Annotated in this window: 18 protein-coding genes; 10 read left to right on the forward strand and 8 right to left on the reverse strand. The window is 42.7% G+C overall.

Translation table 11 applies throughout. The annotated features are described in order from the left end of the window. Positions 1-288 precede the first annotated feature (288 nt). From glgP to UH38_RS11095, 4 genes are all read left to right on the forward strand, one after another. A complete protein-coding gene (gene glgP, locus UH38_RS11080) occupies positions 289-2,502 on the forward strand; it encodes an alpha-glucan family phosphorylase (RefSeq protein WP_045054713.1) in 2,214 nt (737 codons plus the stop codon). Positions 2,503-2,843: 341 nt separating this feature from the next. After that, positions 2,844-3,269, forward strand: a complete 426-nt coding sequence (locus UH38_RS11085; RefSeq protein WP_045054714.1) for a hypothetical protein — start codon at positions 2,844-2,846, stop codon at positions 3,267-3,269. A gap of 363 nt (positions 3,270-3,632) precedes the next feature. Then, on the forward strand, positions 3,633-5,315 hold the full coding sequence (gene crtO / locus UH38_RS11090; protein WP_045054715.1) for a beta-carotene ketolase CrtO: 1,683 nt from the start codon (positions 3,633-3,635) through the stop codon (positions 5,313-5,315). A gap of 376 nt (positions 5,316-5,691) precedes the next feature. Further along, on the forward strand, positions 5,692-6,006 hold the full coding sequence (locus UH38_RS11095) for a hypothetical protein (protein WP_045054716.1): 315 nt from the start codon (positions 5,692-5,694) through the stop codon (positions 6,004-6,006). A gap of 232 nt (positions 6,007-6,238) precedes the next feature. Here the strand turns inward: UH38_RS11095 and UH38_RS11100 are convergent, their stop codons facing one another. Further along, positions 6,239-7,702: a glycoside hydrolase family 13 protein gene (locus tag UH38_RS11100; protein ID WP_045054717.1), complete on the reverse strand. Its 1,464-nt coding sequence runs from the start codon at positions 7,700-7,702 to the stop codon at positions 6,239-6,241. 75 nt (positions 7,703-7,777) lie between these two features. Beyond that, complete coding sequence (locus tag UH38_RS11105; protein ID WP_200892395.1) at positions 7,778-10,315, reverse strand: sigma 54-interacting transcriptional regulator; 2,538 nt, start codon at positions 10,313-10,315, stop codon at positions 7,778-7,780. A 260-nt stretch (positions 10,316-10,575) separates the two neighbouring features. On the opposite strand from UH38_RS11105, the gene dnaK reads away from it, so the two are divergent. Together dnaK and UH38_RS28020 are read left to right on the forward strand one after the other, a co-directional pair. Next, the gene (gene dnaK / locus UH38_RS11110; protein WP_045054718.1) at positions 10,576-12,591 is read left to right on the forward strand and encodes a molecular chaperone DnaK; all 2,016 of its coding nucleotides are present in this window, start codon (positions 10,576-10,578) and stop codon (positions 12,589-12,591) included. Positions 12,592-12,736: 145 nt separating this feature from the next. Continuing rightward, complete coding sequence (locus tag UH38_RS28020; RefSeq protein ID WP_045054719.1) at positions 12,737-13,696, forward strand: DnaJ C-terminal domain-containing protein; 960 nt, start codon at positions 12,737-12,739, stop codon at positions 13,694-13,696. A gap of 33 nt (positions 13,697-13,729) precedes the next feature. On the opposite strand, the gene UH38_RS11120 is transcribed toward UH38_RS28020, so the two are convergent. The 6 genes from UH38_RS11120 to UH38_RS11140 all read right to left on the reverse strand — a co-directional run bounded on the left by UH38_RS11120 (position 13,730) and on the right by UH38_RS11140 (position 16,035). Next, positions 13,730-14,068 carry a type II toxin-antitoxin system RelE/ParE family toxin gene (locus UH38_RS11120; protein WP_045054720.1) on the reverse strand — a complete coding sequence of 113 codons (339 nt, stop codon included), beginning with the start codon at positions 14,066-14,068 and terminating at the stop codon, positions 13,730-13,732. Beyond that, on the reverse strand, positions 14,052-14,315 hold the full coding sequence (locus UH38_RS11125) for a hypothetical protein (RefSeq protein ID WP_045054721.1): 264 nt from the start codon (positions 14,313-14,315) through the stop codon (positions 14,052-14,054). Before UH38_RS11125 ends, UH38_RS11120 begins: the two co-directional genes overlap by 17 nt. Positions 14,316-14,394: 79 nt before the next feature. Next, positions 14,395-14,529, reverse strand: coding sequence for a hypothetical protein (locus UH38_RS27870; RefSeq protein WP_268748875.1), 135 nt, complete (start codon positions 14,527-14,529; stop codon positions 14,395-14,397). A gap of 11 nt (positions 14,530-14,540) precedes the next feature. Next, positions 14,541-14,897 (reverse strand): type II toxin-antitoxin system PemK/MazF family toxin, encoded by a 357-nt coding sequence (locus UH38_RS11130; protein WP_045054722.1) that lies wholly within the window; start codon positions 14,895-14,897, stop codon positions 14,541-14,543. Next, the gene (gene mazE, locus UH38_RS11135) at positions 14,884-15,120 is read right to left on the reverse strand and encodes a type II toxin-antitoxin system MazE family antitoxin (RefSeq protein ID WP_045054723.1); all 237 of its coding nucleotides are present in this window, start codon (positions 15,118-15,120) and stop codon (positions 14,884-14,886) included. Before mazE ends, UH38_RS11130 begins: the two co-directional genes overlap by 14 nt. 153 nt (positions 15,121-15,273) lie before the next feature. Beyond that, positions 15,274-16,035, reverse strand: coding sequence for a tetratricopeptide repeat protein (locus UH38_RS11140; RefSeq protein WP_160295950.1), 762 nt, complete (start codon positions 16,033-16,035; stop codon positions 15,274-15,276). A gap of 261 nt (positions 16,036-16,296) precedes the next feature. On the opposite strand from UH38_RS11140, the gene sufU reads away from it, so the two are divergent. The 4 genes from sufU to UH38_RS11160 are packed head-to-tail and all read left to right on the forward strand — an operon-like array spanning position 16,297 to position 19,699. Further along, positions 16,297-16,770, forward strand: a complete 474-nt coding sequence (gene sufU, locus UH38_RS11145; RefSeq protein ID WP_045054725.1) for a Fe-S cluster assembly sulfur transfer protein SufU — start codon at positions 16,297-16,299, stop codon at positions 16,768-16,770. A gap of 9 nt (positions 16,771-16,779) precedes the next feature. Further along, positions 16,780-17,298 carry a Ycf51 family protein gene (locus tag UH38_RS11150; RefSeq protein WP_045054726.1) on the forward strand — a complete coding sequence of 173 codons (519 nt, stop codon included), beginning with the start codon at positions 16,780-16,782 and terminating at the stop codon, positions 17,296-17,298. A gap of 23 nt (positions 17,299-17,321) precedes the next feature. Continuing rightward, positions 17,322-18,485, forward strand: a complete 1,164-nt coding sequence (locus UH38_RS11155; protein ID WP_045054727.1) for an iron-containing alcohol dehydrogenase family protein — start codon at positions 17,322-17,324, stop codon at positions 18,483-18,485. Continuing rightward, positions 18,482-19,699, forward strand: a complete 1,218-nt coding sequence (locus tag UH38_RS11160; protein ID WP_045054728.1) for an aspartate aminotransferase — start codon at positions 18,482-18,484, stop codon at positions 19,697-19,699. The genes UH38_RS11155 and UH38_RS11160 overlap by 4 nt, the downstream gene beginning before the upstream one ends. Positions 19,700-19,805: the final 106 nt, after the last annotated feature.

Here is a 19,805-nt window from a genome sequence, read left to right on the forward strand (position 1 = left end):
TGCTTATGCTGGTAGCAAAGTCGCTAATATTTTTACAAAACTTATACTTGTAGGCTAAAAGGCGAGAATTTTTCCCTTAAGTTGTAAATTCTGGAAAAAATTGCCTGAATTGCCCCTTAGCTGTCAAGCTATATAGCAGTTATAGTAGAGAGCATTGTCGTCTAAACCAAGCCATCAAAATGCGCCAAGATCGGGAGACGACACGACAACGCTGCTATCACCTGAAGAACCAGCAGTTGAATTTGATTGCAAATAAACAGAGTAAAAAGCACGAGAGCATTAAAGTATATGGCGAATAATGGTGCAATGACCCCAGCGCAAAATTTGCGTGAGAAATTACCGTTTCCACTCAAACGCTTGGCAGACTTAGCTTATAACTATTGGTGGAGTTGGACAGATAACCGGATTACGCTATTTAAAAGCATCGATCCCCAAGCATGGGAACAGTGCGGACACAACCCCGTAGCAATTTTGGAATCTACTTCTTACGAGCGTTTGACTCAGCTTGCAACCGATCCCTTGTATCTCAAACAATTGCAAAGTTTGGTTGCAGATTTTGATACCTACATGGCGCAGCAAGATACTTGGGTGAGCAAAGTAGCGCCACAAATTTCTAAAGACGCGCCGATCGCATATTTTTGTGCGGAATTTGGCATCCACGAGTCTTTACCTGTCTATTCTGGCGGTTTAGGTATCCTCGCTGGGGATCACCTCAAATCTGCCTCAGATTTGGGCGTACCGCTAGTAGGTGTAGGCTTGCTCTATCGTCAAGGATACTTTAGGCAGCGTTTAAATCGCGGTGGTTGGCAAGAAGAAGTCTATCTTGATAATCCCTTCCATCAAATGCCTTTGGAGTTGCTGAAAAATCAGCATGGCGAACCCTTGACGATTGAACTGGAAATTCGCCAGCGTGTTGTCAAAGTCCAAATTTGGCGAGTAAATGTTGGGCGCGTCAGCTTGTACTTATTGGATACAGATAGGCACGACAACGATCCCATCGATCGCTGGCTCACAGGACACCTCTACGGGGGCAACCAAGAAACGCGGATTGCTCAGGAAGTAGTATTAGGTATTGGCGGCGTAAGAGCGCTTAAAGCTGTGGGAATCGCGCCTTCTATCCATCACCTCAATGAAGGTCATGCGGCTTTCTGTACTTTGGAAGTAGCCAAACAAAAAATTGAGCAAACTGGCAAATCTTTCTATGACGTAGAAGCAGAAGTACGTCAGACTTGCGTTTTTACCACGCATACACCCGTTCCTGCTGGTCACGATGTCTTTTCGCCAGATTTGATGGATTCTTACTTTGCCCACTATTGGTCGGGCTTAGGGCTATCGCGGGAACAGTTTTTAGCCTTGGGTGCAAGGAGATTGGGCGATCCTTGGGAGCCATTTGGCATGACTGTACTGGCATTGCGGATGTGTCGTGCGGCTAATGGTGTAAGTCAGTTACACGGTGAAGTTTCCCGCAAAATGTGGACGGTGATGTATCCAGAACGTCCCGAAAATAAAGTGCCAATTGGCTACATTACTAATGGCGTTCACGCGCCTACGTGGACTGCTCCTTTGTTATCTGATTTGTACGCGCAGTATTTAGGCGCAGATTGGAAAACTCGCGCTATCGATCCGGCAATGTGGGAAAAAGTAGACCAAATTCCTAATGAGGAATTGTGGTGGCGACATCAAGTGCTAAAGGAGCGGTTAATTGCTCATACACGCTATAAAGTTACAAAAGCGCGGGAGCAAAGAGGCGAAGATGGCGATCGCATTCACGCAGCCAAAACGCTATTAGATCCCCACGTACTGACAATTGGTTTTGCCAGACGGTTTAGCCCTTACAAGCGCGGCGACTTGATTTTGCGCGACGCAGAACGGGCGTTGAAGATATTTGGCAATAGCGATCGCCCCGTACAAATTGTGTTTGCAGGTAAGGCGCACCCAGCCGATGAGGAAGGTAAGCGAATTATTCAGCGCTTGATGGAATGGTGCAGGCATTCTGCTATTCAAAAGCGGGTAGCGTTGATTGAAGACTACGATATATACACTGGGCAGAAGTTAGTTCAAGGTGTAGACGTGTGGTTAAATAATCCCCGTCGCCCTCTAGAAGCTTCTGGAACTAGCGGACAGAAGGTTTGTTTTAATGGCGGAATTAATTGCAGCGTATTAGACGGCTGGTGGTGCGAAGGCTACAAAACTGGTGCTGATGGTAAGGGAATTAATGGTTGGGCGATCGGCGAAGATGCTCATACTAGCGATCAGGAAGTACAAGATCGGATCGATTCTCAATCTCTATACAAGTTATTGGAAGAGGAAATCGTACCCTTGTACTACAACCAAGATGCTAATGGCGTTCCTCACGGTTGGATTGCGATGATGAAGGCTTCGATTAAAACGAATGCACCTTTATTTAACACAGATCGGATGATTGCTGATTATGTGACGCAGGTTTACGCGCCTGGTTGTTCTCAGATATCTACACCAAGTTTGGCTCAAGTAATAGCTTAATAGGTGTCTTATTTTTGCGGAAAGGGCAATCTGAAAAGGTTGCCCTTTTTTATTAGGAGTTAGGGCGTAAGCAGTGAATATATACTTAGAGTTAACATTATTTGCATTCGATTCATCTGCTAAAGATTCTGTTTTGTAGGTGTCTTCTCAGAGTTTTTTACCTTTGTTATGTAAAACAGCTTCAATTTAAGTAATTTTACGGTGTTACTTAAATTGAAGCATTGATAAATTATATTTTAGCCGAGATAAATAATAAGTAAAGTTTTAATCTCTAAGCAGACATCAAAATCATAATATTTATTTTTCCACTCACTTCTTAGTAAAATTAAGGGGCTTCAGTCGTGCTATTTAATTATCTTCGCCCAGTTTTAACTATTGCACTTCCTACATTATTTTGTTCGTCTTTAACTTTACACTATAACTCACCTATAGCTCTAGCAGGAGGAGGTAATGTTTGTGTTTTAGAAACAGAAAACCCCAATATAAAATTAAATTTTTTATCAGTTACTCCTTCATCTGTAAGTAGCGGAACTCAACCCAAAGGAGAGGTAAGGATATCTACACCAGCGCCAGCAGGAGGTATTACAATCATGGTTGGTAGCACTTTTCATGCAGCTAATCCTGGATATTGTGTAGTAATCCCGAAGGGAAAAGTAAGTCAATCATTTGATATTAGGACATACAAAGAAAGTACAACTACTAGCGGAAATATTTATGCTGGCTATGGTAGTACCTTCTTAACAGTTCCGTTAACAGTAAGACCTTAACCACTTGTAAAAACATTCATGCTTATCTGAGTGTTTTTAGAATATATATGTATTTATATAAATGGAAATAGTTCTACTATTTGTAAGACAAAAGGTAACTTTCTCAAAACTTATAAAATGAGAGAATTAAATTGTTGTATCTACTGTTTTTAAAATTATCCATCACACAAGTCTCACTTAAGAAAATTCTGCGGTGCTTTAGCTCATACACTTGATAGCCAAGATATTTCAACCGAGCGGTTTTGCAGTAGAGGCTAGACAAAGTAGTAAAGCATACACAGAATTTATATAACTGACGAATGATTTATCTTTGTTAAGCGCTTCTTAACATCAGAAGTAGAGACCTTATCCTAAATAATATCCATGCAAGCGTATGATGTCGTCATTATTGGCGCTGGACATAACGGCTTAGTTTGTGCCGCCTATCTACTTAAAGCTGGCTATAGCGTCTTGTTACTCGAAAAACGTCCGATTCCTGGTGGTGGTTCGACAACTGAAGAAATTATGCCCCAAGAAGCACCAGGATTTAAATTTAACCCTTGTGCGATTAATCATATATTCATTCATCTAGGGCAAGTAGTAGAAGAACTCGAATTGACAAAATATGGATTAGAGTATTTGTACTGCGACCCAGTAGTATTTTGTCCTCATCCCGATGGTAAGTATTTCTTAGCACATCGTTCTGTAGAAAAGACTTGTCAGGAAATTGCTCGATTTAGCGATCGCGATGCCCAACAATATGCTAAATACGTGGAATACTGGCAGCGCTTTGTCAACTCAATTGTTGCCTTTTTCAACTCTCCACCCAAGTCATTAGTTGATATTGCTGGCAACTACGACTTAAAAAGGTTGCAAGACTTATTTGGAATTATTGGTGGTGTAGACCCTACTTTAGACTTGCTGCGGACAATTTTGAGCAGCCCTTTAGATAATATCAACGAGTATTTTGATTCTGAATTTATCAAAGCACCGTTAGCACGCATATCTGCGGAATTGAGTTCGCCACCTTCGCAAAAAGCGATGGCATTTGGGGCGATGATGATGGTACTGCGTCACAATCCAGGTATGGCAAGACCTCGCGGCGGTTCTGGAGGATTGGTGGATGCTTTGGTTAAGTTAGTTACAAGCAAGGGTGGGGTAATTTTAACCGAGCAAGATGTGGAGCAAGTCTTAGTTGATGATGGTAAAGCTGTAGGCGTAAGAGTAGCTGGAGGCAAGGAATACCGCGCAAATAAGGGTGTAATTTCCAATATTGATGCTAAACGGCTATTTTTGCAGCTTGTAGATGAAAACGATGTAGATCCGAGTTTGCGCGATCGCTTAGATCGTCGCATCGTCAACAACAATGAAACTATCCTCAAAATCGACTGTGCTTTATCCGAACCACTGAAGTTTGAACATCACGAACATAGAAATGAATACTTGATGGGTTCGGTATTAATTGCTGATTCTGTCAATCATGTAGAAAAAGCACATACCGATTGCACAATTGGCAAAATACCTGACGAAGATCCGTCAATGTATCTAGTTATGCCTACTGCCCTCGATCCGTCAATGGCTCCTGAAGGCAAACATACACTGTGGATTGAGTTTTTTGCTCCTTATCAAATTGCTGGTGCGGAAGGTACGGGGTTAAAAGGTACGGGCTGGACTGACGAGCTTAAAAATAAAGTAGCAGACCGCGTAATCGCAAAACTAGCCCAGTATTCGCCTAATCTCAATCACTCTATAATTGCCCGTCATGTCGAAAGCCCAGCGGAACTAGGACAAAGGCTAGGTTCTTATAAAGGCAATTACTACCACATAGATATGACTTTAGACCAAATGCTTTGTTTCCGTCCTCTGCCAGAAATAGCTAATTACAAAACTCCTATCGATAACCTATTTCTCACAGGTGCAGGAACTCATCCTGGCGGTTCTATTTCAGGTTTACCTGGGCGCAATTGCGCGCGGGTATTTTTGCAAGCACAGCACCCCATTGCACAAACTCTTAAAGATGCAAAAGACACGATTAAATCAACAGTAGAGTCTGTATTTAAAAGTTAGTAACTTTTTGAACTAAACAATACAGCAAGCTGTAGTAAGGTGCGATGTCTGAGCATCGCACCTTATACCTGATAATGGTGTGATGCGTATTATTAATAGTTTATTAATCCTGCTGTAGTTGCTGCTGAGTAAATCTCAATTACTGAGACGCTCTATCTATTAATCATTATCGAAGTAGTTAAATAATCTAATGTTAGACCTTCTAAGTTTATTTTTAAAAAACTGCCTCTATTAATAGATATAAGTTTAATTAAAAGGCGCTTGACTATCGGCAAATTAAATATTTAAAATCAAAAATTTAAATCTAAATTAACTTAAAATCAACATACAAACCTGTAAAGCTTGTTAAACTTGAAAAGTAAATTGTTTCAAAATAATGGCACAGGCAGATCTCGATACAACTATTTCTGCGTTGCAAGGTGGTTTGACTTCACTTCCTCCTGAAGCAGCAGTAGCAAATATCGAAAGTTGGCAGCAGCAACTAAAAGATGCAGCACCGGAAGTCGCAAGTACCCTTGAAGAACTCAAGAGTGCTTTGACAGGTGGCGGAGCGTCTGGCTCTTCTGTCGGTCAATTATTAGCAAAACTTGGTAGCCAAGCTTCAAGCGCTGGTGCAAGTGCTGGTGGCGATGCAGGTACTAAGCTGCAACAGTTAGGCGAAATGCTAACTAAAGCTGGTGGTTCGCTCTAACTAGAGTCTGGACATTCTCCAAGTACGTAGAACAATTTTTCTACTTAGGTACATTTTGTATCTGAAACAGAAAATATTCCAATTTCAATCTAATAGCGTAAAACTACGATCAATTAAGTAAGAAGCTACCAACAATAGATAGCTTCTTACTTTTATATATATAAACCTATGGCGCTATCTGAATGATTTTTGTTTTTAGAAGCACTTGAAATGTGCATCTACATCATTTGACTTAACTCACTGCAAGAATGCAACCACTGCGAGGTGGTAGGTGTAAAGTTAAGTGTGGGAAGCCTGCATCATCGCTCCAAACAGCTTCACCACTGCCATAAAGCATTTGACTTGGTTGAGATTTAAGCTTATCTACTGTAAATGTAGCTTTTGCCTCCTCTGTTCCTGCATTGACAGCGACAATCAATTCTTGTGCGTCTTGGATTCGTGCAAAGACATACAACGCTCCTTGAGCGTGTAAAACTTCGTAACTACCCGTACTCAGTGCTGGGTAGTCGTGACGCAGATAAATCAACTTGCGGTGATAATCTAACACCTCGCGTTCCCAGTGCGCTTCTAGGGGGAAACCGCGTCGAGAATCAGGGTCTAATTTTCCAGGTAAACCTACTTCATCGCCGTAGTAGATACTAGGAGCGCCAGGAAAAGTAAGTAGAAGTAAATTTGCTAACTCTACGCTAGCGCGATCGCCCCCAGCAATCGAAATTAGCCTTGCCGTATCGTGGCTAGCTAATAAGTTAAGTTGGGTAAGCTGGATTTCCCAAGGATAAAGTTGGAGTAAATGCTGGATTTTTTCCGCATACTCATGGGCAAATAGAGGTGGATAGGGATGGTAGGAACGACCTTTAACTTGTTCCATATCCACGCGATCGCCTGTGGTAAAAGCGATGGTAGGCGCGGCAAATAGGTAATTCATCACGCCGTCAAATTGCGTGCCATCTAGCCACTCGCTGGAGTCTTCCCAGACTTCGCCAACAATGTATGCTTCGGGATTTATGGCTTTGACGCGATCGCGAAATTCTTGCCAAAAACCAGGAGTTTTGACTTCAAAAGGCACATCTAAGCGCCAGCCATCGATACCAAATTTAAGCCAATATTCAGCAATTTCCATGATATATTCCCGAACTTCAGGATTGTCATGGTTAAATACTGGTAGCGCCCGATTGTCATCCCAGCCGTCATAGTTAGCTGGAAAGTCGCCATTATAAGCAGATAAGGGCCAATCGTGAATTTTGAACCAATCTACCCAAGGCGAATGAGGACCGTTTTCTAATACGTCATGGAAAAAGAAAAAGCCGCGACTAGCATGATTAAATACGCCATCTAAGACAACTTTCATGTCTCTTTGATGGCAAGCCTCAAGCAATTGCCTAAAAGCTTCATTTCCACCTAACATCGGATCTACTTGGTAGTAGTCGTGCGTGTGATAGCGGTGATTGCTAGCTGATTGAAATATCGGCGTGAAGTAAATTGCATTGATGCCAAGATTCTGCAAGTAGTCTAATTGTTCTAAAACTCCCCACAAATCTCCACCCTTGTAGCCTTGGAGTGTAGGCATATCATCCCACGCTTCCCAAGGTATAGTGCGTAAAACTTTTTTGTGCGGTTGCTTACTTTTGGCAAAACGGTCTGGAAAAATTTGATAGAAAACTGCGTGTTTTACCCAATCAGGGGTTTGGATCTGCATAGCTTGCTATTTACCTCTTCACAGCTACGTTACAAGCACTTAATAAATTCTGGCTCCAACTTATGATAGAAAACTTTACTTTCCGACAATAATTATCCATAGGCTTGCAGCTAGGCTAACAGTTGCAAGATGTTGTGGTAAAAGACTTCGCAACGGTTGACGAGCAATTTTCTGTGTTAATACTACTGTCAAGAAAACTGCAAAAATCAGCGTTACTCCTTGCAAAAATGCTGTGACTGCTGGATGTGCTACCAATACGGGCATGGATGCACCACTGTAACCAAAAGTTGCTAGAGTTACGGGTAATATGCGCCCTGCTTCTCCTAACCCCAAGCGCAAGTAGTGAGCTAAGTTTGCACCCAATACTAAAGGTAAGTAGCCGTAGGCTAACTCCACAAAACTACGCGGTTTGGTGTTTTTGAGTTTGTAAATTACTTGCATCAAGCTATAAGCAACTATTGGCACAATAATGGGAATAGTTAAAGCTAGTATAGATGCGCCTAAATGCGGTAGAAACGGTTTAATATCTATATTTTCTAGACTCATTGCTTGAATTTCAGGTAAGCGGTGCAAAAATACGCCGCCTAATAGCAAAAATAATAAAGCTACTTCATAGTGGTAAGCTACGTGCGTCGTCCATAGCTCAATTCCTGGCGGACGTAGGTTAAATTCAACAGAACGATGCGGACAAGCTTTCAGACAAGTCATGCACAGTACGCAATCTCTGTTATCTTCTAGTTGCGCTGGATGAGAGTATAAGGGACATCCATCCGTTTCCATCCCCTCACCTTTTTGCGGTCCGCCTTTGTAGCATTGATAAGTAGTGCATTCAGCCGAACAAGTACCTTGCTGCGCCCGCAACTCAGTCATCGACAACTTGGCAAATAAACCGTTCATCCCGCCAATTGGACACAAATAGCGACACCAAAACCGCCGCTCAAAAATTGCTGAGAAAATCATTGCTCCAGCAGTGATTAAAAGCAGCAAACAAGCAGAAAGATAAGCTGTATCTTCCAGATTCCACAGTTCTTCCCACAAGAAAATTAGGGCAAATAAGCCAAATAGGAACCATCCTCCCCATTGTTCTGCTTGCTGTCTGGGCCATCTTTTTAATTGTCTGGGAATTAGCCACAATGAAAGCTTTTGCGTGACTTCGCCGTAAATCATAAACGGACAAACAGCGCACCATACCCGTCCAACAAAAGGAAAGCCTAGCAGTACCAAGGGCCACCACCAAGCCCAAAATAGATTGAGAGCTACATTTTCGCTGCGATGTTGAGGACCAATAAATAACATGACCACAACGATCGCAAATGCAGTCAATGTAAAACCATAATTAATTCTATCTGTCCACCAATCGCTGCGGAGAAATCGCCGTAAACCAGGATAAAGATTCAATAAATTAACGCGAAAGCGCTTTTTCTTGGCTTCGGCTGACCAAAAGATTTCTTCTGTAAGTTCTGGTGCGCCTCCAGATTGAACGATCGCACGTTCGACTAAATTTTGCAATTCTTTCAAGTTGCCAGGGAAATCATAAGCCTGCAAGCGGCGCAATGCTTCTGGTGTAACTTTGGGTTTACGCAAGCTTCTAGCTTGACAGTAGAGACTGATATAGTAATCTACCTGAGCTTTAATATCAGTTTTTCGTACCCGTAAAGGAGGTACTTTAATTGTGTGACCAATACAACGGGCAATTTGCGGCTGCGAGGATTCTGCAACAATTAAAATACGGGCATGAGAAACGCGCTCTTGTGCTGGCGATTCTTCCCCACGACTAACAGGAGTATATTTGCCTGTTTTGAGTAAGCTTGCTAAGGCTGGTAATAATTCTGGGGGTAAGTCTTGAATGTTGTTGAGAATTAACGTTCCTTCTCCTAGCCATTCTAATAAACCCGATTTGCCGTTGGCGCGTCCAAATAAGTCTGCACCGCTAGTTTGCAAGATACCGCAGTTGACCTTAATAATTGGTTCTCGTCTTTGCGGCGAACCAAAATGAATTAGTGCTGCGGCATTATCTTTTTCTAAACCAGGTTCCCCAAATATTAATACAGATTTGCGATCGCTTGCTGCTTGTCTAATTTCTTGGCGCAGGCGTACCGCATAACGACTAGCACCAACAATTCCTCGTTGTGCTTTTGTAACTAAGTAAGGACGTAAGGCGACAGAACGCTCTTGCTCGTAATTTAAGGCGGATGATAGTTGTACTAACTCCTCAGCAAGTTGGCGAGAGAAGGTTTGACTAATTTCAGGGTATTGAGCTACGAGTTCCTGAAATTTTGCTGCTGGAACTGCCCATAAGTGACATTCTGTTAAAGTAGCGATCGCGCATTGTGCTGGGCGATCTAATAATAGCTCTTGAAGATTGATAACTGCTCCTGGTAAAAGACCATAAGCTGCTACTTGCTTAGATTGGTTGCTACATTCGCTTTCAACTTGCCCGCTAATTAAAATATAAAGCGCTGTCGGTGGCAAGTCTTCTTCAACTAAGCGACTATTTGCCGGTACTGTTTGTTCTTCAATAACTTGAGCAATCGCTTCTAGTACCGTTGGGGAGAGACTACCTAAAGCTGTGCGTTCTTGTAGCCATACAAATAAATCTGGAGATGCAATCATCTATTCTCCTTTCGAGCTACTTTATCTTTATGCATTCTAGAAAAATTTTAGCGATCGCTTGTGACTGCATCTGATTTGCCTAATCTTTGGGTTCCGTTGGCACTTTTAGGTTTAATTATTATGGCTGCTGTTTTTTTCAGCCGCAGCAAACAATAACTAACACTGCAAGAATGCATCCCCCAACAGCAAGATACAATAATCTTAATGATTGGTTCGGTGGCTTTATTGAGTGACAAGATACGCGAGGAGAACGGTTACGCATGAGCAAAGTAGTTGGCATAGATTTGGGGACAACTAACTCAGTCATCGCCGTGATGGAAGGCGGCAAACCCGTTGTAATTGCCAATGCAGAAGGAATGCGAACTACTCCCTCGGTAGTAGGTTTTAGCAAGGACGGAGAGCGCCTTGTCGGGCAGCTAGCACGCAGACAAAGCATCTCTAACCCTCAAAACACCTTTTATGCAATTAAACGGTTTATTGGGCGCAATTATGCAGAACTCAGTCCAGAGTCAAAGCGTGTAGCTTATACTATTCGCCGCGATGAAATGGGCAATATCAAAATTAGGTGTCCGCGTCTAGAAAAGGACTTTGCACCAGAAGAAATTAGTGCGATGGTGTTGAAGAAGTTAACGGACGATGCTAGCCGTTACCTAGGGGAAAAGGTAACAGAGGCAGTAATTACCGTCCCTGCTTATTTTAACGACTCGCAAAGGCAAGCTACGCGCGATGCTGGAAGAATTGCTGGGCTTGAAGTATTGCGGATTCTTAACGAACCAACCGCAGCTTCGTTAGCTTATGGCTTGGATCGTAAGGAAAGTCAAACGATCCTTGTATTTGACTTGGGTGGCGGTACGTTTGACGTATCGATTCTGGAAGTCGGCGATGGCGTATTTGAAGTTAAAGCGACAAGCGGCGATACGCAGTTAGGTGGTAATGATTTTGACAAAAAAATTGTCGATTGGCTAGCAGAGCAATTTTTGGAAGCAGAAGAGATAGACTTAAGACGCGATCGCCAAGCGTTGCAACGCCTCACGGAAGCTGCAGAGAAAGCTAAAATTGAGCTATCTAGCGTCAGCATCACAGATATCAATTTACCGTTTATTACCGCTACTGCTGACGGACCCAAACACTTAGAAACTCGTTTTAACCGCACTCAATTTGAAGAACTGTGCGGCGACTTAGTAACTCGGCTGAGAAAACCAGTCAAAAGAGCGCTAGCTGATGCTAACCTCAGACCTGCTGATATTGATGAAATTGTATTAGTAGGCGGCGGTACGCGGATGCCTATGGTACAGCAATTAGTACGCGGTTTGATCGGTCGAGAACCTAATCAAAATGTGAATCCTGATGAAGTTGTTGCTGTTGGTGCGGCAATTCAAGCTGGTATTTTGGCAGGAGAACTTAAAGATGTATTGCTGTTGGATGTTACGCCGTTGTCGGTAGGGTTGGAAACTGTAAGCGGGGTAATGAAGAAACTGATTCCTCGCAATACAACTATACCTGTTAGGCGATCGGACATTTTTTCTACAGGTCAAAATAACCAAACTTTAGTAGAAATTCATGTCCTCCAAGGCGAACGGGAAATGGCATCTGACAACAAATCTTTGGGTAAATTTAAGCTGACGGGGATTCCACCAGCGCCGCGTGGAGTACCGCAAATTCAGGTAGCCTTTGATGTTGATGCTAATGGCATTTTATTAGTTACAGCTTTGGATCGAACTACAGGTAGAGAGCAAAGCATTACAATTCAAGGTGCTTCTACTCTTAGCGAAGCCGAAGTTAACCGCATGGTGCAAGAAGCAGAACAATATGCTAAATCAGACCGCCAGCGCAAGGAAAGAGTAGAAAAGCGCACTCGTTCGGAAGCTTTGACGTTGGAAGCAGAAAGAGAACTCAAGCAAGTAGCGTTAGATTTTGGGATGCAATTTGCTAGAAATCGCCGCCAAAGGATAGAAGTTTTGATTCGCCAACTGCGCGAATATCTCAGTCAAGATAACGATCGCGGTATCGATCAATCATACGCCGATCTTAAGGATGCACTGTCAGAACTTAATCGCGAAGTGCGTCAGTATTACAGCGATGATGACGAAGATGAAGGCTTGTTCACTTCAATTAAGCGGATTTTTACTGATGATGACGATGATTTTGAACCGCCATCGCGGAGAACTTATCGTCCTTATGATAACGGTGGGGGTGGTAGCTATCCTCCCGCCCGCAGACCCCAACGCCCTAGTTATCAAGATAATTGGGATGACGATGACGATAACTGGCTGTAGCCTAAACAGCAGCTTTTGAGGTTATAGAGATAATGGTGTGATAAAACAGATACCAAGTATGTCAGCAATAGGAAACTAAATATTACTTAGCTTCTGAAGTAGCACCATCCAAAACTAACCGCTTGTAGAGAACGATAAATAGCAAATGCAGAACTTGCAGAATTTTAAAGACTATTACGAAATTTTAGGAGTACCTAAAGAGGCTGACAATGATGAGATTAAACGAGTATTTCGGCGGTTAGCAAGACAGTATCACCCCGATTTAAATCCAGGCAATAAAGAAGCAGAGGAGAAATTTAAGGATATTGGCGAAGCTTACGAAGTTTTGTCCGATCCTGGGAAGCGATCGCAATACGATCAATTTAGCGTATTTTGGAAGCAGCGTGGCTTTCGCGGCAAATCTGCTAAAGGTAGTCGTAATAACCGCGCTGGCGATAATGTCGATCTAGGCGAATATGCTGATTTCAACAGCTTTGTCGATCAAGTATTGGGACGCAAAACTAAAGAAAGTAGAGTCGGCGCAACTCAAACTGCCGATCCTTTTCGTCCAGGTACGACAAAATATTCAACTACAGTTAGTTCTCGTCCTAGTCGGCGCAATATTGAAGCGAGGCTAACTGTACCTCTAGAGAAAGCTTACGAAGGTGGCATAGAAAGAATCAGGTTAGAAGATGGGCGTAGTTTAGAAGTAAATATGCCACCAGGGATGTTTACAGGGCAAACTATTCGTTTGAGGGAACAAGGTGTAGGCGGCGGCGACTTGTTTTTGAAAATTACCGTACAGCCTCATGCTTACTTTCAAATCGAGGGTAATGATATAGCTGTCAGGTTGCCAATTACCCCTAGCGAAGCAGTTTTAGGCAATCCCGTCGAAGTACCGACTTTAGATGGGTTAGTAAAGATGAATTTACCTGCTGGAGTCAGGTCAGGGCAACGGTTACGGCTTGCAAATAAGGGTTATATTGACGAACAAGGTAGACGCGGCGATCAATTGGTAGAAATTCAGATAGTTATTCCCAGAAACATCAGTTCTCAAGAAAGGGAACTGTACGAACAACTGCGTAGAATCGAAACTTTTAATCCTCGTGCCGATCTGCCAGTTTAGGGAACATAAAGGGCAAAGATATGAGCAATTTATTTAGATGCCATTTTCTAACTCTTCTATATCATTTATAGTTAGTGGTGCTTGGGCAGTATGGCGGACGTACAACACATAAACTGTGCTAGTTCGGATTGTAAAAAGCACTTTATACGCATTTTTAGTTTTTCCAAATAGCAGTTGTCGTACTTCTTCTGAAAAAATTTCATTCTCAACAGCCAAGGCACAGCGCTGGGGCTTTTCTTGCAGAGTAGCAATAGCATTCATCAATCCTCGAAACCAACGGTCAGCAAACTCAGAATTGATTTCTCGATACCAACGATAGGCTTGTTCAATCTGAGCTTCTGCAATTGGAGTAATTTCAACTTGAAATACCATACTTATGCTGCATTTCTTGCACGAAATCACCTATAGGGCGAGTTTGACCAGAGTTGAGTTCCTCAAAGCCTTGCCCAATCTCCTTAATTGTCTCTAACTGCTCTATTAATTGGCGTAGTTTAGTGGGATCGATTTTGCTAGAGTCAATAAAAGTGACAATAACCTTGGATCTGTTGCTGACATCTTGTGGTGACTCGACAAGTTCAATTTGTCCATCCTGATAGATGCCTTCAATAGTTTTGAGCATAGTTTGCTGCCCTAGTTAATATCTCCTTCAATTCTACCCACTTCAGCTAACGCGCATCCCCAATTAAGATAAATGGCAACTAATATAAAGGATGCTTGTCAATTAAACTTAGTTTTGCCTGACGCAGTGCTTCTCCTTTAGTCATAACCTTTTTCAGATTTTGGTAGAACTTAATCGCTAAGTCTTTGACTTGTCTACAAGTAGCAACTTGCATAAACTAGCGAGTCAATCAAAGCCCAAAACAATATTCAAGGCTTGCTGGATTTGCTGCCAATATTGGGCTTCTAGCGTTCCTGCTAAATTACGTAATCGCTGATAACTAACTGCACGTATCTGACCGACATCTAAAAACCGATCTCGATCTAGTCCGTTTACTGGAGAAGCTTTGACGTTGACAGCATAAGGAGCTTGTTTGCTCCCAGGACGAAAGGGCAAGATGATTGTAACGTCGCCGTACTGGTTCATGAGATTGTTTTGCAGGACTAAGCAGGAACGGGTCTTCTGTACTTCTGCTCCTACAGTGGGGTCCATTGTTACCCAATAGATGTCACCTCGGCGATATTCGAGCCTACCCTTCGGCATCGTCTAACCCATCAGCAACTACAGCATCCCAAAGTTGAACTTCCGCCAAATACTCTGGGTCAGCATAGTCTTCCTGAAGCGCTGCAATTGTTTGGGCTTCAATTGTCCGTTTGCGTTCTTGGGCAAGTAGTTGGTTTAAATACTCGCTACGATTACCACCAGCTTGCACATCGAGAAATGCTACCAGTTGCTCATCTAAAGTTACAGCTATTTTTTGTTTCATCAGACAACAGAGTTAATAGGATAAAATTATCATACCAAAGCACACGATAATTAAATATACCCAGCATTTTCAAGGCTAAAATGCAGCATTTGATGGCTGTTTTATAGCTTTTTATTAGTAGACATGGCTAGCGACCGAACAGAACTATAGGGTCTAGTAAAAGTATTTCAGTGACTTTTGCTGCGGCTTAATTGGATCGTGGACTGCACTGATATTATTCAGCGTTGTAGTTTCCCCTTCTTTGTCACCCACTGCTCTAAAAATTTGTAAAGCCTGATTAAAATAATCTAGTGACTTTCGTGTTTGCCCGATAGTGTTGTAAATTTCACTGATATTGTTGAGTGTCCAAGCTTCTCTTGAGCGATCGCGTACTTCTCGGCTAATTGCTAAAACTCGATCGTAATAATTTAGTGACTTCTGCGGTTGCCCGATAGTGCTGTAGACTAAACCGATATTATGTAGTGTTATAGCTTCCCCTAAGCGGTAACGTATTTCTCTGAAAATTGGTAAAGCTTGATTAAGGTACTCCAATGCCTTTTGAGGTTTCCCTACGCTAGCGTACAGTTCGCCAATATCATTGAGTATCCCAGCCTCTCCCAATCGATAGCGTACTTCTCTTGAAATTAGTAAAGCTTGATTGTAATACTTTAGTGCCTGTCGCACTTGTCCAATATTTTTGTAGTTAAGACCAATACCGAGAAGTGCGCCTAATTCTATTTTTCTGTTTTTGAGTTGTTGCGCCAGTTTCAGAAGTTTTTGAAGTGTATAGAGGGCTTGTTGAGATTGCCCTTGTCGCGTTTGCTGTAATGCTTGCTGTTGCAGTTTTTCTATTTCTTGATGACTTAAATTTGGAGTCTGTGCTTGAATAGGTTGAGAAACAGGTAGCGCAGTCGCAATTATACTAAGACTGATCAATAAACCACTAAAAACCCTTCTTCCACTTAACACTAAAGTTTTCCGTTACTAACTTATCTGGATCTAACCTATAAATTCACGATTGTCTCGATTTGGTAGACAGTTCTGTTGCAAAGGGTGTTTGGCTACACGAGCGATCGCCCTATGCTACCAAAACCAGCATATTTATAACCAGCAGAACAACAAATAAATTGCCTGCTACGAATTTAGGAGCCTGATAGGATAAAAGAAAGTAAAAATAATGTCTAGATGTTATAAATCATGGCTTTAAGCAACGTCCGCGACTTATATCAACAAGTAATTTTAGAACACTATAAAAAGCCACGTCATAAGGGTAAAACTGACCCAGTGCATAGGCAACAGAAGGGACATAACCCTTCTTGTGGCGATACGATTGAATTAACTGTGCAGCTAAATGAGACAGGTGATACTATCCAAGATGTTAAGTTTGAAGGTGAAGGCTGCGCGATCGCAATGGCTTCAGCAGACTTGATGGCAGATGCACTACGCGGTAAACCAGTAGACGAAGCTCTGCAAATGGTACAACGCTTTCAACGCATGATGAAGGGTGAAGATGAGTTTCCCAAAGAATTGCGGAAACTGAACGTCATGCAAGGTGTAGCGCAATTTCCTGTCAGAATAAAATGTGCTAACCTCACTTGGCATACTTTGAAAGCAGCCTTAGAAACTGCTAGCGACCCTGAAGATGAATTTGTGAGTAACGAAAACGAGTAAATTAACCTAATGCCAACTACTGACGAATTTCTCACTTTTTCTAGCTGGGCAGGTATTATTACATTACTGTGTGCTGTTCTAGCAATATTAGGTTTTGTTTTTAAATGGGGTGCAAGATTCCAATTAGTCGGCGTGACTGGCTTTTTTGGCGTGCTGACAGGCGGATTGTTTGCGCTAGGGTTAGTACCGATTACACGCACGATTATTCCTGGCGCAGTTAAGTTTTCTAGAGTGTACGATACTGGTGCAGAGATAGCAGTAATTGCTGTACCGCCCACAATTACCGAAAACGAACTAGAAGCAACTTTGCGTCAAGCAGCCAGCGATATGTACTCCAATGGGCGCTTGGGTAGAGAGGAAGATAAGCTAACTATTCGCGCTAGAACTATCATTCATCCCGAACCAGGAATGTCAAAACCCTTATATTTAGGACAAGTAAAGCGATCGCTTACTAAGCGCAATGACGAGCAAATGCAAATTGACATTTTTCCCGATAAACTCGCTCAATTACCCAAACCTACTGTTTAATTTCTGAGATAAACAACTCATTGATGAACCAAGCTCCTACTTATTCCCCAATTCTTTCTCTTAGTGTCGCTCCTGCTCAAGTATTACGCGGTTTCCAGGTGCTAGAACAAGCAGGAAGTGCGATCCCGCGTTTGGGTACTCGTCCCCTTGTTGTGGGTGGCGATCGCACTTTAGCGGTTACGCTACCGCGCTTGCAGCCGATTTTAGACGCGCAGCAACTACAAGTAAGCATTGCCAACTACGGCGCAGATTGCAGCGAAGCTAGTTTAGCCTCAATGCGCCAAGGAGTGACAGCACATCAAGCAGATTTAATTATTGGTGTAGGTGGGGGAAAAGCGCTAGATGCAGCAAAGTTACTTGCTTACCAGTGTCAGCTACCAGTAGTAACAATTCCTACTTCAGCAGCTACCTGCGCGGCGTGGACGGCGCTTTCTAACGTATATTCCGAGCAAGGGGCATTTCTATATGATGTCAGTTTAGATCGCTGCCCAGACTTACTCATCCTCGATTACGATTTGGTCGCAACTGCACCTCAATATACATTAGTTGCAGGAATTGGCGATGCGATCGCTAAATGGTACGAAGCTTCTGTTAGTAGCGGCGATTCGGAGCAAACTTTAATTATCTCTGCAGTGCAGCAAGCTAGGGTACTACGCGATATCTTATTCCAAAAGTCAGCAGCAGCTTTAAAAGAACCTGGCGGTAGCGCATGGAAGGAAGTTGTCGATGCAACAGTTTTACTAGCTGGGGTAATTGGCGGCTTAGGAGGAGCGCAATGTCGCACAGTAGCCGCTCATGCCGTTCATAATGGCTTAACGCATTTACCAATACATAGCAGCATTCATGGGGAAAAAGTTGCCTATGGAATTTTGGTACAGTTGCGCTTAGAAGAAATGGTACAGGGAAACCAGTTAGCTGCTACAGCAAGACAACAGTTATTAAAGTTCTACAGCGAACTGGGATTGGCGCAAAAGTTAAGCGATTTGGGCTTAGGCGATATTACTTTAAAAGAATTAGAACAAGCAGCAGAAATTGCTTTAGCGCCAAAATCGGACATACATCGTTTACCATTTAAAGTTACCGTTGAACAACTAATGGCGGCGATGGTTTCAACTACAGCACCTAATAATAGTAAAGACTCAGTTAACCGCGTCTCTAAGCTAGAAACAGACGAGGTAGTAAAATGAGTTTAAGTTGGATTAGTCCAGCAGAGCGCATTCAAGCTTTGCCCCCCTATGTATTTGCGCGTTTAGATGAATTAAAAGCTAAAGCCAGAGAGCAAGGGCTAGATTTAATCGATTTGGGGATGGGAAACCCCGATGGCGCAACGCCTCAGCCTGTAGTAGAGGCTGCTGTTGCAGCAATGCAAAATTCATCAAATCATGGTTATCCCCCGTTTGAAGGCACTGCTAGTTTTCGCCGCGCGATTACTAATTGGTACAATCGCCGCTATGATGTCGAACTAGATCCTGACAGTGAAGCTTTGCCGTTAATTGGTTCTAAAGAAGGATTAACGCATTTAGCGATCGCATATATCAACCCTGGAGATTTGGTTTTAGTCCCCAATCCTGCTTATCCGGCTCATTTTCGCGGTCCTTTAATTGCTGGTGGTAAAATACACAGTCTAATTCTCAAGCCAGAAAACGACTGGTTAATCGACTTAGCAGCAATTCCCGATGATGTGGCTAAAGCAGCCAAGATTCTTTACTTCAACTATCCGAGTAATCCGACAGCGGCGACTGCACCGCGCGAGTTTTTTGAGGAAATTGTTGCTTTTGCCAAAAAGTACGAAATTCTCCTAGTTCATGACTTGTGTTATGCGGAGTTAGCTTTTGATGGTTATCAGCCGACAAGTTTATTAGAAATTCCTGGGGCGAAAGATATTAGTGTAGAGTTTCACACTTTATCTAAAACCTATAATATGGCTGGTTGGCGTGTAGGGTTTGTTGTAGGCAACCGCCATATTATTCAAGGGTTAAGGACTTTAAAGACTAATTTAGACTACGGCATTTTTGCCGCGTTGCAATCAGCAGCAGAAACGGCGCTGCAGTTACCAGATATTTATTTGCACGAAGTCCAAAATCGCTATATTCGCCGTCGAGACTTTTTGATTCAAGGGTTGGGCGAATTAGGTTGGAATATTCCTAAAACTAAGGCAACTATGTATTTATGGGTTCCTTGTGCTGAGGGAATGGGTTCTACAGATTTCGCGCTTTCGGTATTGCAGCAAACAGGGGTAGTAGTAACACCTGGAAATGCTTTTGGTAGTGCAGGCGAGGGCTATGTACGCATTAGTTTAATTGCTGAATGCGATCGCTTGGCGGAAGTTCTGCAACGCTTTAAGCAAGCTAATATTTGTTACTCGCCAGACGCTATGTTGAGTAGCGCCGATATTACTTGAAAAATTAGAGATGCGATCGCATCCCTCATTACAATAAGAAATTATCTTAGTCCGCCTAGACAGACTTCATTTGTGCAGAGGCAGTTTATAACCGCCCCGCACTTTT

This window comes from Aliterella atlantica CENA595, from assembly GCF_000952155.1.
Taxonomy (GTDB): domain Bacteria; phylum Cyanobacteriota; class Cyanobacteriia; order Cyanobacteriales; family Chroococcidiopsidaceae; genus Aliterella; species Aliterella atlantica.